Source organism: Erythrobacter sp. NFXS35, assembly GCF_040148725.1.
Lineage (GTDB): Bacteria > Pseudomonadota > Alphaproteobacteria > Sphingomonadales > Sphingomonadaceae > Erythrobacter.
The window spans coordinates 711331-724110 of sequence record NZ_JAGDEB010000001.1 but is presented as its reverse complement, the minus strand read 5'-3'; the positions used below and the strand labels follow the sequence as shown (position 1 = coordinate 724110).

Annotated in this window: 10 protein-coding genes and 1 pseudogene; 7 read left to right on the top strand and 4 right to left on the bottom strand. The window is 63.3% G+C overall.

Features of this window, described 5'->3' with window-relative positions; genetic code table 11:
* Positions 1-67: 67 nt before the first annotated feature.
* A pseudogene (locus J3454_RS03530) lies at positions 68-706 on the top strand (TonB-dependent receptor domain-containing protein); the annotation flags it as partial.
* Between the two features lie 131 nt (positions 707-837).
* On the opposite strand, the gene J3454_RS03525 reads toward J3454_RS03530, so the two are convergent.
* From J3454_RS03525 to J3454_RS03515, 3 genes are all read right to left on the bottom strand, one after another.
* Positions 838-1695 (bottom strand): ROK family protein, encoded by an 858-nt coding sequence (locus J3454_RS03525; RefSeq protein ID WP_349512368.1) that lies wholly within the window; start codon positions 1693-1695, stop codon positions 838-840.
* Positions 1695-2780: a glycoside hydrolase family 68 protein gene (locus J3454_RS03520; RefSeq protein WP_349512367.1), complete on the bottom strand. Its 1086-nt coding sequence runs from the start codon at positions 2778-2780 to the stop codon at positions 1695-1697. Before J3454_RS03520 ends, J3454_RS03525 begins: the two co-directional genes overlap by 1 nt.
* A gap of 88 nt (positions 2781-2868) precedes the next feature.
* Positions 2869-5331 (bottom strand): TonB-dependent receptor domain-containing protein, encoded by a 2463-nt coding sequence (locus J3454_RS03515; RefSeq protein WP_349512366.1) that lies wholly within the window; start codon positions 5329-5331, stop codon positions 2869-2871.
* Between the two features lie 175 nt (positions 5332-5506).
* Here J3454_RS03515 and J3454_RS03510 point away from each other — a divergent pair, with 175 nt between their 5' ends.
* From J3454_RS03510 to J3454_RS03490, 5 genes are all read left to right on the top strand, one after another.
* Complete coding sequence (locus tag J3454_RS03510) at positions 5507-6841, top strand: MFS transporter (protein WP_349512365.1); 1335 nt, start codon at positions 5507-5509, stop codon at positions 6839-6841.
* The gene (locus J3454_RS03505) at positions 6838-7860 is read left to right on the top strand and encodes a LacI family DNA-binding transcriptional regulator (protein ID WP_349512364.1); all 1023 of its coding nucleotides are present in this window, start codon (positions 6838-6840) and stop codon (positions 7858-7860) included. Before J3454_RS03510 ends, J3454_RS03505 begins: the two co-directional genes overlap by 4 nt.
* A 125-nt stretch (positions 7861-7985) precedes the next feature.
* Complete coding sequence (locus J3454_RS03500; protein WP_349512363.1) at positions 7986-9191, top strand: acyl-CoA dehydrogenase family protein; 1206 nt, start codon at positions 7986-7988, stop codon at positions 9189-9191.
* 24 nt (positions 9192-9215) lie between these two features.
* On the top strand, positions 9216-10346 hold the full coding sequence (locus J3454_RS03495; protein WP_349512362.1) for an acyl-CoA dehydrogenase family protein: 1131 nt from the start codon (positions 9216-9218) through the stop codon (positions 10344-10346).
* Between the two features lie 28 nt (positions 10347-10374).
* Positions 10375-11265 carry a DUF1295 domain-containing protein gene (locus tag J3454_RS03490; RefSeq protein WP_349512361.1) on the top strand — a complete coding sequence of 297 codons (891 nt, stop codon included), beginning with the start codon at positions 10375-10377 and terminating at the stop codon, positions 11263-11265.
* Positions 11266-11316: 51 nt separating this feature from the next.
* On the opposite strand, the gene J3454_RS03485 is transcribed toward J3454_RS03490, so the two are convergent.
* Positions 11317-11781 (bottom strand): response regulator, encoded by a 465-nt coding sequence (locus J3454_RS03485; RefSeq protein ID WP_349512360.1) that lies wholly within the window; start codon positions 11779-11781, stop codon positions 11317-11319.
* A gap of 151 nt (positions 11782-11932) precedes the next feature.
* On the opposite strand from J3454_RS03485, the gene J3454_RS03480 reads away from it, so the two are divergent.
* Positions 11933-12748, top strand: coding sequence for a tyrosine-protein phosphatase (locus tag J3454_RS03480; RefSeq protein ID WP_349512359.1), 816 nt, complete (start codon positions 11933-11935; stop codon positions 12746-12748).
* Positions 12749-12780: the final 32 nt, after the last annotated feature.

Here is a 12780-nt window from a genome sequence, read left to right as displayed (position 1 = left end):
GCGCGGAGCGCCGGTCTTCTATCAGGAGTTCGTCAACCAGAGAGGCGTAGTCAGGCCGGGTGTAGGCTCCTTCGATTTCGTTGCAGGTGTTCCCGCCACCGTCAGAGGGGCTGAAGTCGAGGTAGCCTACGACATCACGCCAGATTGGGATGTGGGTCTAAATGCCGCCTATTCGCTGTCAAAGTTCAGCGACGCTCTGGTTCCGTGTGACGATCTGGACGGGGACAACCGTCCGGATAATCTGCAGGCGCCCCCAACCCTTGCGCAACTTCAGGAGGCTTATGGGACCGATTATCTCGGGTCTTGTCTGTTGAGCCAGCGTGCCAGCCCGTTGGCCCCGTTCTCGGCTTCTGTGCGCACATCCTATAATCATGATTTCAATTCTGGCCTGCAAGGCTTCGCTCGCGGACTTTACAGCTTCACAGGTGCCTCGCAGGGAGATCCGCAAGTCGCCAATGACGATCTGGGAGCGTTCGGCATCCTCGATCTGTTTGCCGGATTGCGTCATCCCGCTGGCAGTTGGGAAATTATGGCTTACGCGAAAAATGTCCTCGACGAAGTCAATGTGACGCGATCGGACGCATTGGTGTCGACTGCTTACCGGACACCGGCAGCGCAGACGGCCACAGCGCTTTATCGCAACGTGGGGATCTCGTCCGAGCGTGAATTCGGCATCAACCTGAGGTTCGCCTTCGGTTCAAGGTAAGCGAAGCCCGGACCCGAGGTCATGGTGCGGTGCCAGTTCATCGCACCGTGATCTCGGGCCAGACGATGGGCGACGGCTCCGGATGAACATGGGCGCGGATCAAGTCGGACCCTGAACTTCGAGCGAGGCTTTCAGCGCGCGGTTTGGGCAAGCATCATGGCACCGCTGATGCCAGCATCCTCGCCACACTGCGGGCCATGAATTCGGTGGCGGGCGGTGCCGGGCAAGTAGCCTGCGCCAAGCTCTGCGGTGCGCGCCATGATGCACTCCATCAGTTCAGCGGTCTTCGCCACCCCGCCTCCGATGACGATGCGTTCCACCGCGACTGCGGCGAACAGCACATGGCAGGCCTGCGCAATGTAATCGGCGATGATCGCGTGGCCCGGATGATCCTGCGGCAGCTGCGACAGCGAGACCCCCCAGCGCGCCATGATCGCCGGGCCGCTGGCAAGCCCTTCAAGGCAATCGCCGTGATGCGGACAGACCCCGGCGAAATCGCGGTCGAGCGGATGGCGGCGCGGGTAGATATGGCCCATCTCAGGGTGCGCGACGCCATGGACTGGAACGCCGTTCAGCACCAGTCCGGCGCCGATCCCGGTGCCGATGGTGAGATAGGCAAGGCTACGGCAGCCTGCTGTCTCCGCGGCGCGATATTCTGCCAGCGCGGCAGCGTTGACGTCGGTATCGAAGCCGACCAGTACGCCAAGGCGGGTGCGGAAATACCCGGCGATGTCGCAATCGGCCCAGCCCGGCTTGGGGGTGTTGGTGATGAAACCCCAACGGTCCGAACCGGGGTCGAGCTCCACCGGCCCGAAGCTGCCGATCCCGATTGCGGTGATGGTTCCTTGCGCCGCAAGCCACTGTGCCGCCTCGGCCAAGGTCGTCGCCGGATCGCGGGTGGGAATGGTGTGGCGCGCGGTCATGGTATCGGGCGATGGCCCGGTCGCCAGCACGAACTTGGTGCCGCCGGCCTCTATTGCAGCAAGCATCACCCGGCGCTTTCGGATGCCGCAACCCGCACCGTCGTCCGCTCGCCGTCGAGCGTGAGTTGCAGCAGCGAGGCGGGCACGCCGCCGAATTGCCCATTGGGCAGCACATCGACAAAGCTGCAAACGGTCAGAGAGGCATCGACGAACCAGCTATAGGTCTGCATCGGGCGATCCTCCGGGTTTGCCAGCACCAGCCCCGTTCCGTTCAGCGGCCGCCATTCCCCGCGCAAACTGTCCGCGACCATTCCGTAGAGCCCTCCCGGCGCATGACGCAGACCGGGCGCGAAGGTCGCGGTCTGCGTCGACCAGAAGGCGTAGTAATGTTCACCGTGAAACACCAGATGGGCGCGTTCCAACTCGTTGTTGACGCCCTCTGCATGAATGATCGGCGGGGTGAGCTGCCAACCGGACGAGGTCTTGCGCGCCAGGCCGAAAGCGCCGTTGAAGGCGCTGTCGGACCGCGCCAGCGACGCGGTGAAGGCGAGGTATTCCGCGCCGTCGGCAGGGTCACGAAAATAGGCCGGATCGCGGAATGCCTTGATCGTCCCCGGTGCGCCCTCATGCGTGGCGGCGGACATGTAATGGGGGCCGTAGCCGTCGATCAGGGGGGCAGGGCGCGACCACTCCGTCGGCAATCCCCCGGTGCCGATGCGCGCGCTCGCCTGCCACAGTTCCTGCTGATAGCCGTGGCTGCGCGCCGCAGTTCCAGCAGCGGTGAAGAACAGGGTCAGCACGCCTGCATCGAGCAACGCCGATCCGGCCCATTCGCGTTCATAGGGAACGGCAAGCTCGGGCAGGGCCGGGCCAAGATCGACCCAGACGTTGCCGCGCCGCTCCAGCATGTGGATCTTCGCTTCGAAATGCCGCAGCGCCGGATCGCCGCGATCGGGCGCAGTCAGTGCCATCCACAACTCACCGCCGGTTGTGGAGGTGCGTTGGCCCTTCGCGTTCTGCACTGGCCACATGTCCCAGTACAGCCGCCCGATAGCGAGGCGAGAGCGGTTCAGGATGGTAACGGGCGGGACAAGCGCCGCTGCCTCGGGCACGATCCGGTGCAGTTGCTCCGCAGTCCAAGCGGTGGTCATGGCAGCAGTAAATCCAAGGTCTCGAAACCAAAAAAAGGGCTGGCCGCAAGGGGGGGAGAGGAGCGGCCAGCCCGCAGGAAGTGGTGGATCAGAAATCGAACCTGACCGAGGCAAGCACCGTCCGCCCTGCGATCGAGCGCGCGCGCACGATGCCGTTGGCCGGGATCGAACCTTCCTCTGCCTCGGTGAAGCCGGTGGCGTTGAACAGGTTCTGCGCGTTGAGACCGATTTCGATCCGGTCGATCGGCCGCACTGCGAGGAAGGCGTTGACCTGAGCGAATGCCGGCAGTTCAAGCTGGTTCACATCCTGCGTGAAGCTGTCGGTGGTGCCGACCATGTTCGCGCCAAGCGTGAACATGTCGGTGTCGTATTGAGCGGTCGCTTGATAGACCAAATCAGCCTGACGGCGGGGCGTGTTGCCGATTACGCTGGTATCGAGCGCGTCGACAATCTCCGCATCGGTCCAGGTCGCCCCGGCCGACAGGGTGAACGGCCCGCTGCGATACGCGCCTTCGAGTTCGATGCCGTAAGCTTCGAACTCGGTATCGAACAGCACGACCGGCGCAATATCGACGTTGGTCTCGGCGGTTTCGGCATAGAAGCCGGTCGCATAGAGCGCGAGCCCGCCAGACTGGTATTTCAGCCCCGCTTCCAACTGGTTGACCCGCGCGATCACGCCCGCATCGCCGCCCGGAAGGCTGCCGTCAACTGCGCTCACGGCCGGAGAGAACAGGCTGCGGTCGGCGGTATGACGGCCGCCCTGACTGTAGCGTGCGAACACGCCCAAATCATCAGTCAGCAGGTAATTCGCGCCCAGTGAGAAGCTGAAATAATCGAAGTCGTAATTGACCGGACGGGCATTGCCGAGCGGCAGCACGCTGGTCTGCGCCTCGGCCGGGCTGATGTCGCCATCGTTGTCGAAATCAAAACTTGTCAGGCCGATCCCGAACCCGCTGTCCGCGCCTGTGATCGTGCCGCTGGCATCGCCGTAATCATAACGGATGCTGGCATCGATCGTCAGCCGGTTCAGTTCGACGGAAAGCGACGCGAAGGGGGCATAGGTGCTGTAGGCCACATCGTAATTACGGCGGCAGCAATTGCCGAAGAAGCTTGCCCCGAAGCCGACCGTGCCGTTCTGCGTGACCAGTTCGCCGCCCGCATCGCGGATATCGACCAGCACGGCATTTCCGTCGCCTTCCACGGTCTGGACATGCGAGGTCCACAGCCAGTCGGTGTTGATATCCTGCCGCGACATGTAGAAGCCGGTGGTGAAGTTGGCCGTACCGCCGCCGAAATCGAATTCCTTGTTCACACGGAAGTCATTGGTGACATTGTCGAGGCTGTTGAGCCTGACATTGAACACCACGACATTTGCGAGCAGGCCGTTGCCGCCGATATTGGCCGCGTTGGCGAGGCCGCCTGAATTCGGGCCAGTGGCGAATTCGATCGTGGAACCCGCGCCGCCGATGCCGTTGGCGATATCCTGCGCCGCGCCCGCGCCGGCAGGGAAGGGCGACTGGAAGCTGCCCGAATTGTCCGAGAATCGGAACCGGTTGGTCAGCGTCCACCCGCCGCCCACGTCGATCTCGCTTTCGATCCCGAAGGCGATGCTCTGCACCGAAAGACCGTCGCGGAAATCGAAGCTGGTAGGGTTGTTGCTGCCGTCCAGCGTCACCGCCGGGGTCAGGAAAGGGCTGTAGAGCGAATCGGTGCGCGGGTCGAAGCCGGGGATCGCCCGATAATCCGGATCGCCATTGGTGCCGCCAACAGACACCGGCTGCGGCAGGATCGTTGGCGTGCGATCGTCGAGATATTTCGCCAGAAACCGGACATAGCCGCCGTCGAATTCCTTGGTTATGTTGGCCTTGATCTGGCCGCCGTCGTAGCCGTTGTAACCGATGTCACGCGGGCCTTCGCCGGTGCGATAGAAGCCGCCGACGTGGAAGTAGAGATCTTCAGCCAGTGGCGCGCCGTAATCGAAGTCGAGCCGGTAACTTTCGAAGTCGAGCCCCACGCTGCCCTGGATCGCGCCACCTTCGACTGCGCCGGTCTTCGAGATGAAGTTGATCACCGCACCCGGCGCGTTTGAGGCAAAGGTCGAGGCCGAGCCGCCGCGCACCGCTTCGACACGGGCAACCGAGCGGTCGACGCGCAGGAAGTTGTCGGCATTGCCGAACACAATATCGCCGAATTCGAGGATCGGCAGGCCGTCTTCCTGCAGTTGGATGTAACGCGCGCCGCCGGTCGATACCGGGATCCCGCGCACCGCGATGTTGGCGTTGCCTTCACCGCCCGAAGCTTCGGACCGAATGCCGGGGATCTGGCGGATCAGATCGGCGGAAGAGGGGGCGGCCAGATTGGCGATCGTATCGGCGCCTATGGTGCTGACCGAGACCGAGCTTTCCACCCGGTTCTGGCCCCGCGCAACGGCGGTAACGATGATTTCGTTGTTTTCGGCCTGGGCGGCCTCGGCGGCACTATCCTGCGCCAGAGCCGGGCTCATCATGCCGCAAAGGGCCACACTTGCGCAAAGCGCAGTACGCAATCTCATGACTGTTCTCCTCTCGATTTCGCGCTTCTCTGGCGACGACCCCATAAGGCCTAGCGCCTCTGCAAACGTTTGCAACAGGAAAACTGCAATCGTTTGCAAATCGTGTGAAATCGTGTCACTTCAAAGACACAGCGCGGCGGCATGATCGTGCATTACAGAGGATGGACAGGCCCAGATGACGGAAAAACCGCGTCTTTCGCTGTTGCGAATCGTCGAAATGAATATCGGCTTCTTTGGCTTGCAGTTCAGCTTCGGTCTGCAACAGGCCAACATGGGGCCGATCTACGGCTTTCTTGGCGCGGACGAGGCGACCATGCCGCTTTTGTGGCTGGCGGGGCCGATGACCGGCCTCATCATCCAGCCGATTGTCGGCGCCATGAGCGATCGCACCAATACGCGGATGGGCCGCAGGACGCCCTATTTCCTTATCGGCGCGGTGATCTGCACGCTCAGCCTGTTCGCCATGCCCTATTCCAGCACGCTGTGGATGGCCGCTTCTCTCCTGTGGATCCTCGATGCGGGCAACAACATCACGATGGAGCCTTATCGCGCCTATGTCGCCGATCGGTTGGCGGCGGATCAGCGTTCGACCGGGTTCTTGACCCAAAGCGCGTTTACCGGGCTTGCCCAGACCCTTTCCTATCTCGCGCCCAGCCTGCTGACAGCGTTTGTTGCGCGCGATGTGCTGGACGCCAACGGTATTCCGGTGATTGTGCGGATCGCCTTCGTCATCGGCGCGATCCTTTCGATCTCCACCATCGTCTGGTCGGTGTTTCGGGTGCCGGAACTGCCGCTTACCGCTGCCGAGTGCGCCGATCTGGAGGACAAGCCGCTCACCGCGCGCGCCACGTTCACCGAAATCGGCGATGCGATCCGCTCAATGCCGCGCCCGATGAAGCAGTTGGCGGCGGCCATGCTCTGCCAGTGGTATGCGATGTTCGCGTACTGGCAGTACATCACCTTTGCCGTTGGCCGCAGCATTTATGACACAAGCAATCCGTCGAGCACTGCGTTTCGCGAAGCGACGCTGACCACACAGCAAGCGGGGGCGCTGTACAACTTTATCGCATTTCTCGGTGCCTTGGCGCTGATACCGGTCGTGGCCCGGTTCGGGGCGCGGCATGTGCATGCTGCGTGCCTTGCCGCCTCGGGCGCGGCCATGCTGATGATACCGGGAGCAAGCACGCCGATGGCGCTGTTCGTGCTGATGCTGGGCATCGGCATCGGCTGGGCCGGGATGATGGGCAACACCTATGTCATGCTGGCCGATTGCATCCCGCCGCAGCGCAACGGCATCTACATGGGCATCTTCAACCTGTTCATCGTCATCCCGATGCTGATCCAGACCCTGACCATGCCGCTGATCTATCGCCCGCTGCTTGGTGGTGACCCGCGCAATGTGTTGATGCTGGGCGGCGTCTTGATGCTGGCGGGCGCGGTGGCTACGCTGCTGGTCGACGCCGGGCATCGCAAGCCCCGGCAGCAGGGACTGGCGACGGGACAGGGATGAGCGAAGACAGAACCACCCGCACAGCCGTGCGGACCATCACCGATCTGGCGCGTTTAGCCGGCGTGTCGCCCGGCACGGTGTCGCGTGCGCTGGCGGGCAAGAGCCTTGTCAACGCCAAGACCCGCGAAAAGATCGAGGCGATTGCCCGCGAACACGGGTTCCGACCCAATCAGATGGCGAGCGGATTGCGCCGCCAGAAGACCGGCGTGATCGGGGTCGCCATCCCGCTTGGCCATGATGTCCGGCAGCAGATTTCCGATACCTTTTTCATGACCTTGCTCGGCCATCTTGCCGATGAGCTGACGCTGGAGGGTTATGACCTGATGCTGCGCCGCGTGGTGCCCGAAGATGATGCCGATTGGCTGGACCGCTTCATCGGGTCGGGGATGATCGACGGGGTGATCGTGATCGGCCAGTCCGATCAGTTCGCGCGGATCGAGGACGTGGCCGACGGCTATCTGCCGATGGTGGTCTGGGGGAATCACCAACAGGGCCAGCGGCATTGCGTTGTCGGAACCGACAGCCGGCTCGGCGGCAGGATGGCAGCGGAGCGGCTGATCGCTGCCGGCGCGCGCCGCATCGCATTCGTCGGGGACACCACACCGATTGAATTCGCCGCCCGCTTTGCCGGGGCCGAGGATGTGGCCCAGCGAATGGGCGCGGACATCGTCGCCTTGCCCACCCATCTTTCCCCCGATCGCGCCAGTGACGAGATCGCCCGCCACCTTGCCGCAGCAGATGGTCGGATCGACGGGATATTTGCCGCAACCGATACGCTGGCAGCGTTATGCCTCACCGCCCTGCGCGAACGCGGGATCGCTGTGCCGGAGGCGGTGCGGCTGGTGGGGTTCGACGATCTGCCGATCGCCAGCCAGACTGTGCCGCCGCTGACCACCGTCAGGCAGGATATCGCGGCGGGCGCACGCGGAATGGTGCAATTGCTGCTGCGGCGACTGGCGGGCGAAGAGACCGAAAGCCTCGTCCTGCCCCCGCAACTGGTAATCCGTCAGTCGTCCTGATCCGTAGCTAAGGCTGCAAAACGGGCAGTGAAACGCGATTAGTCCGCAATTGCCCCCTTTCAGTCAGCGCCCTGTCGTGACAAGAGGCAGGTTGCAAACACAGACCCATTCAGGAGACGAGGATCATGAATCTCGAATTCACCCCGGAAGAGCAGGCGTTCCGCGACGAGGTCCGCACCTTCATCGCCGAGAATTACCCCAAGCACCTGGCTGATTTCGGGATGCGCGAGGACATGGAGCGTGAGGACTTCCTCGCGTGGCACAAGATCCTTGGCAAAAAGGGCTGGTCGGTTCCCGCATGGCCGGTCGAATATGGCGGCACCGACTGGACGCCGACCCAGCGTTATATCTGGTCGGAAGAAAACGCCCGCGCCAGCACCGTGATGCCGCTGCCATTCGGCGTTTCGATGGTCGGCCCGGTGATCTACACCTTCGGCAATGCAGAACAGAAGGCGCGGCACCTGCCCGGCATCGTCAGCGGCGATGTGTGGTGGTGTCAGGGCTATTCGGAACCGGGCGCAGGCTCCGACCTCGCCAGCCTCAAAACCACCGCTGTGCGCGATGGCGAGCACTACATCATCAACGGCCAGAAGACCTGGACTACGCTGGCGCAGCATGCCGATTGGGGCTTTTTCCTGTGCCGCACCGATCCTTCTGCCAAGGCGCAGGAAGGCATCAGCTTTATCCTGATCGACATGAAGACACCCGGCGTGGAAGTGAAGCCGATCAAGCTGCTCGACGGCGGATACGAGGTCAACGAAACCTGGCTGACCGATGTGCGCGTGCCGGTAGAGAACCTCGTGGGGCAGGAGAACAAGGGCTGGACCTATGCCAAGTTCCTGCTCGCCCACGAACGCAGCGGCATTGCCGGGGTCGCCCGGTCGAAGCGCGGCGTGGAAAAGCTGCGCGAGATCGCCGCCAACGAGACGCTGGACGGCGCGCCGCTGATCAAGGATTTCGATTTCGCCCGCAAGGTGAGCCAGCTCGAAATTGACCTTGCCGCGTTGGAAATTACTGAATTGCGCACGCTGGCTGGCGAGCAGGCCGGCAAAGGTCCGGGGCCGGAAAGCTCGATCCTCAAGATCAAGGGCACCGAAATCCAGCAGCGCCTGACCGAGCTGACGCTGGAGGCGGTCGGCACCTATGGTGCGCCGCTGTACGGCAATATCGCGAATGTGCCGGGCGATGCCGGGTCCAACCAGTATCCGGTCGGCCCCGATTATGCCCACCACGCGGCGGCGACCTATTTTAACATGCGCAAGACCTCGATCTATGGCGGGTCGAACGAAATTCAGCGCAACATCATCACCAAGATGATCCTCGGCCTGTAAGGCCCGAGCGACGGGAGAGATTACGTGGACTTCAATTTCACCGAAGAACAGGACATGGTGCGCGACGGCCTGTCGCGCATGGTGCGTGAACAGTACGACTGGGAAACGCGGCGCAAGGCCATTGCCAGCGACGCCGGATGGCGGCCCGAGGTGTGGGCGCAGCTGGCCGAACTCGGCATCCTCGGCATGCCGTTTTCCGAAGCCGATGGCGGCTTTGGCGGCGGCGCGGTCGATGCGATGGTGATCATGGAAGAATTCGGCAAGGGTCTGGTGGTCGAGCCTTTCCTGCCGACCGTGGTCTGCGCGGGCGGCTTTCTGAAGCACGGCGGCACCGCGGCGCAAAAGGAAGAGCACATCGGCGGCATCGTTGCGGGCAGCAGCGTCTTCGCGTTCGCCTATGCCGAACCGCGCGGGCGGTTCGATTATGCTGATCTGGAAACCACCGCCAAGAAGGACGGCAGCGGCTATGTGCTGAACGGCCACAAGGCGGTCGTGATCGGCGCGCCTTGGGCAACCCACCTGATCGTTACCGCCCGCACCGGCGGCGAGCGGCGGGATCGCGACGGCGTCTCGGTGTTCGTGGTCGCCAAGGACAGCGCAGGCATCGTAACCCGCGATTACGAAACGGTCGATGGCCGCCGCGCTGCGGAAGTCTATTTCGAGAATGTCTCGGTTCCTGCCGAAGCGCTGATCGGCGCGGAAGGCGAAGGGCTGGCGCTGATCGAACTGGTCACCGACGAAGCCATCGCCGCACTGTGTGCCGAGGCCTGCGGAGCGATGAAGGTCGCCCACGCGATGACGGTTGAATATTCACGCCAGCGCAAGCAGTTCGGCGTGCCGATCGGAAAGTTTCAGGTGCTGCAGCACCGCATGGTCGACATGTACACTGCCTACGAACAATCGGTCTCGCTGACCTATCTCGCCACCCTGCGGCTCGGCGCGTCCGAGACCGAGCGCAAGCGCGCGGTTTCTGCCGCCAAGGTCGGTGTCGGGCAGGCGGCACGGCTGATCGGGCAGGAAGCGGTGCAGATCCACGGCGGCAACGGCGTGACCGATGAATATGCCATCGGCCATTACTTCAAGCGGCTGACGATCTTCGATGCCGAATTCGGCAATGTCGATCATCACATGAAGCGCCACATCGCGCTGGCCTGACGAAATGGCGGCAGTGGGGGAGAAGGGCGTGTCGTTCGCACACGCAGGGCGCAGCCTGATCATCGCGGTGATCGCGGCGAATATCGGGCTCGCCTTCGCCTGGGGCGCGGGCAGCGGGAGCATCGTCTATTCGGGTGTTCCCGCCGTGCTCCTGTGCGCAGCCGTCGCCTTCTTGGTGAACTGGCTGGTCTTCATCCCGGCCGCGCTGTTTCAAAGCGACCGCTTCTACGACACCACAGGCGCAATCACCTATCTGACGGTGATCGCGCTCGCTTGCGCCGCCGCGATCGAGGCCAATGGATCGCTCGATGTGCGCAGCGGCGTGGTGGCGGGCATGGTCGCGATCTGGACGATCCGGCTGGGCAGCTTCCTGTTCAGCCGCATCCATGCGGCAGGTGGCACCGACGTGCGGTTCGAGAAGTTCAAGGTGAACCCGCCGCGGTTCCTGGTCGCCTGGACGTTGCAGGCGGTGTGGGTGATCTTCACCGCCTCGGCGGCGCTGGTCGTCATTACTGCGCCAGACCCGCAGCCGCTCGGCGTGTTCTTCTGGGTCGGCGCGGCGCTGTGGGTCATCGGCTTTGCCTTTGAAGTGATCGCCGACGAGCAGAAACGCCGGTTCAAGGCTGATCCCGTCAATCGTGGGCGTTATATAACGACCGGGCTATGGGCATGGTCGCAGCACCCCAATTATTTCGGCGAGATCACGCTGTGGACCGGCATTCTGGTGATCGCGTTGCCGCAGCTTGGCGGCTGGAACTGGCTGGTGGTCGCATCGCCGCTGTTCGTCGCGCTGCTGCTGACAAAGGTGAGCGGGATCAACCTGCTGGATGGAATCGCACGCAAACGCTGGGGCGACGATCCGGCATGGCAGGCCTATTACCGCGACACGCCAGTGCTGATCCCGCGTCCGACGCGGTAATTGCGTTGTGATTTTCACATCGAGGCGCTTAACCCCCTGAAAGGGGAGCGCCTAAAGGACACGGCGACGTATTTCCACGCGGGGTTGCGGGGCGAAGCCACTATCGATCGCGAGCGCGGTACTCAGATCGATGTGGCGCGGACGGTCGCCGCGCAGCGTGATGAGCCGTTTGACGCGGCGCACCAGCAGTGCAGGATCGAACGGCTTGCGGATGAAGTCCTGTGCCCCGGCGTAGATCGCCTGTGCCTCGTCCGCTTCGCCGCTCATCGCAGTGAACATGATCACCGGGAGGTCGTAAAGGTGGGCTGACTGTCGCACGCGACGCAGCAGGGTAAAGCCAGACTCGCCCGGCATGTTCTGATCGAGCAGCAGGATATCGGGACGCTTATGGCGCGCGCAGTCCCACGCCGCCTCGGCGCTTGTAACCCAACCGCAGGCGTGACCGGCATCTATCAACACCTCGCTCGCCAGTTCGGCGACAAGCTCGTCATCGTCTGCAATCAGGATCCGGGCCACAGCAAAGAGCTTTCGTTAGTTTAAATTCGGCTTCCCGCTTAACCATATTGCGCTCAAGGCCGACTTGGCGCGGCCCTCAGCATTTCCCCCTAGAGCATGGGCGCTGCCGCCGCCTTGCCCTGGTGGTGCGGCCCTGTCAGTGTCGCTGACGATGATTCGCGATACTTCCTGCACCGCTGCCGAAATCCCTGCCATCGGCCCCTTCCTGCCGACCGAAGGCATTCACAACCTGCGCGATTATGGCGGGTATGCCGTGCCGGGCGGGGCGCGGGTGCGCACCGGCGTGCTGTTCCGTTCGGGCCAGCATATGGAGGCGAGCGACGCGGACCTGGAAACGCTCGACCGGCTCGACATCCGCACCATCATCGACTTGCGCGGAGCAAGCGAGCGGGAAGGCTTCCCCTGCCGCCGCCACCCGCGCTTCGCCGCCGAAGTCATCGCGTATGAAGGTGAGACCAGCAATTCGCCGCCGCATGAAGGCGGGGGCGGGCGGCTGGTCATGACGCCGCAGAAGGCGCGCGAGCGAATGCTGGCGGTCTATACGCGGATGCCGGTGAACCCCGCGATGATCGCGATGTTCACCCGCTACTTCGCCGCGCTGGAGACCCGCGAAGGCGGCAGCCTTGTCCACTGCTTTGCCGGCAAGGATCGCACCGGGATCGCGGCGAGCCTGCTGCTGCACGTGCTCGGCGCCCATCGCGACGACGTGGTGGCTGAATTTCTGCGCACCAATGATGCGCCCTCGCGCCATGTGCTGGAACGCCAGTCGCTTCCCCGGATGCAGGAGCATTATGGCGCGATCGAGCCCGAGGCACTGCACAACCTGATGGGGGTGCTGCCCGACTATATCGAGACCTACTTTGCCGAGGTGACCCGCGATCACGGCTCGCTTGACGCCTATCTGGCCACAACATTAGGTGTGGACGAGGCAAGGAAAGAACGCCTGCGAGCGCGGCTGGTGGCGTGACAATCGCGATGCTGCGCCCCATATCCCTGGCC

Bases quoted from the DNA above. Each gene is read 5' to 3' on its own strand.
- J3454_RS03480 (WP_349512359.1), top strand. From the start codon at position 11,933: ATGATTCGCGATACTTCCTGCACCGCTGCCGAAATCCCTGCCATCGGC.
- J3454_RS03510 (WP_349512365.1), top strand. From the start codon at position 5,507: ATGACGGAAAAACCGCGTCTTTCGCTGTTGCGAATCGTCGAAATGAAT.
- J3454_RS03515 (WP_349512366.1), bottom strand. From the start codon at position 5,331: ATGAGATTGCGTACTGCGCTTTGCGCAAGTGTGGCCCTTTGCGGCATG.
- J3454_RS03505 (WP_349512364.1), top strand. From the start codon at position 6,838: ATGAGCGAAGACAGAACCACCCGCACAGCCGTGCGGACCATCACCGAT.
- J3454_RS03525 (WP_349512368.1), bottom strand. From the start codon at position 1,695: ATGCTTGCTGCAATAGAGGCCGGCGGCACCAAGTTCGTGCTGGCGACC.
- J3454_RS03500 (WP_349512363.1), top strand. From the start codon at position 7,986: ATGAATCTCGAATTCACCCCGGAAGAGCAGGCGTTCCGCGACGAGGTC.
- J3454_RS03520 (WP_349512367.1), bottom strand. From the start codon at position 2,780: ATGACCACCGCTTGGACTGCGGAGCAACTGCACCGGATCGTGCCCGAG.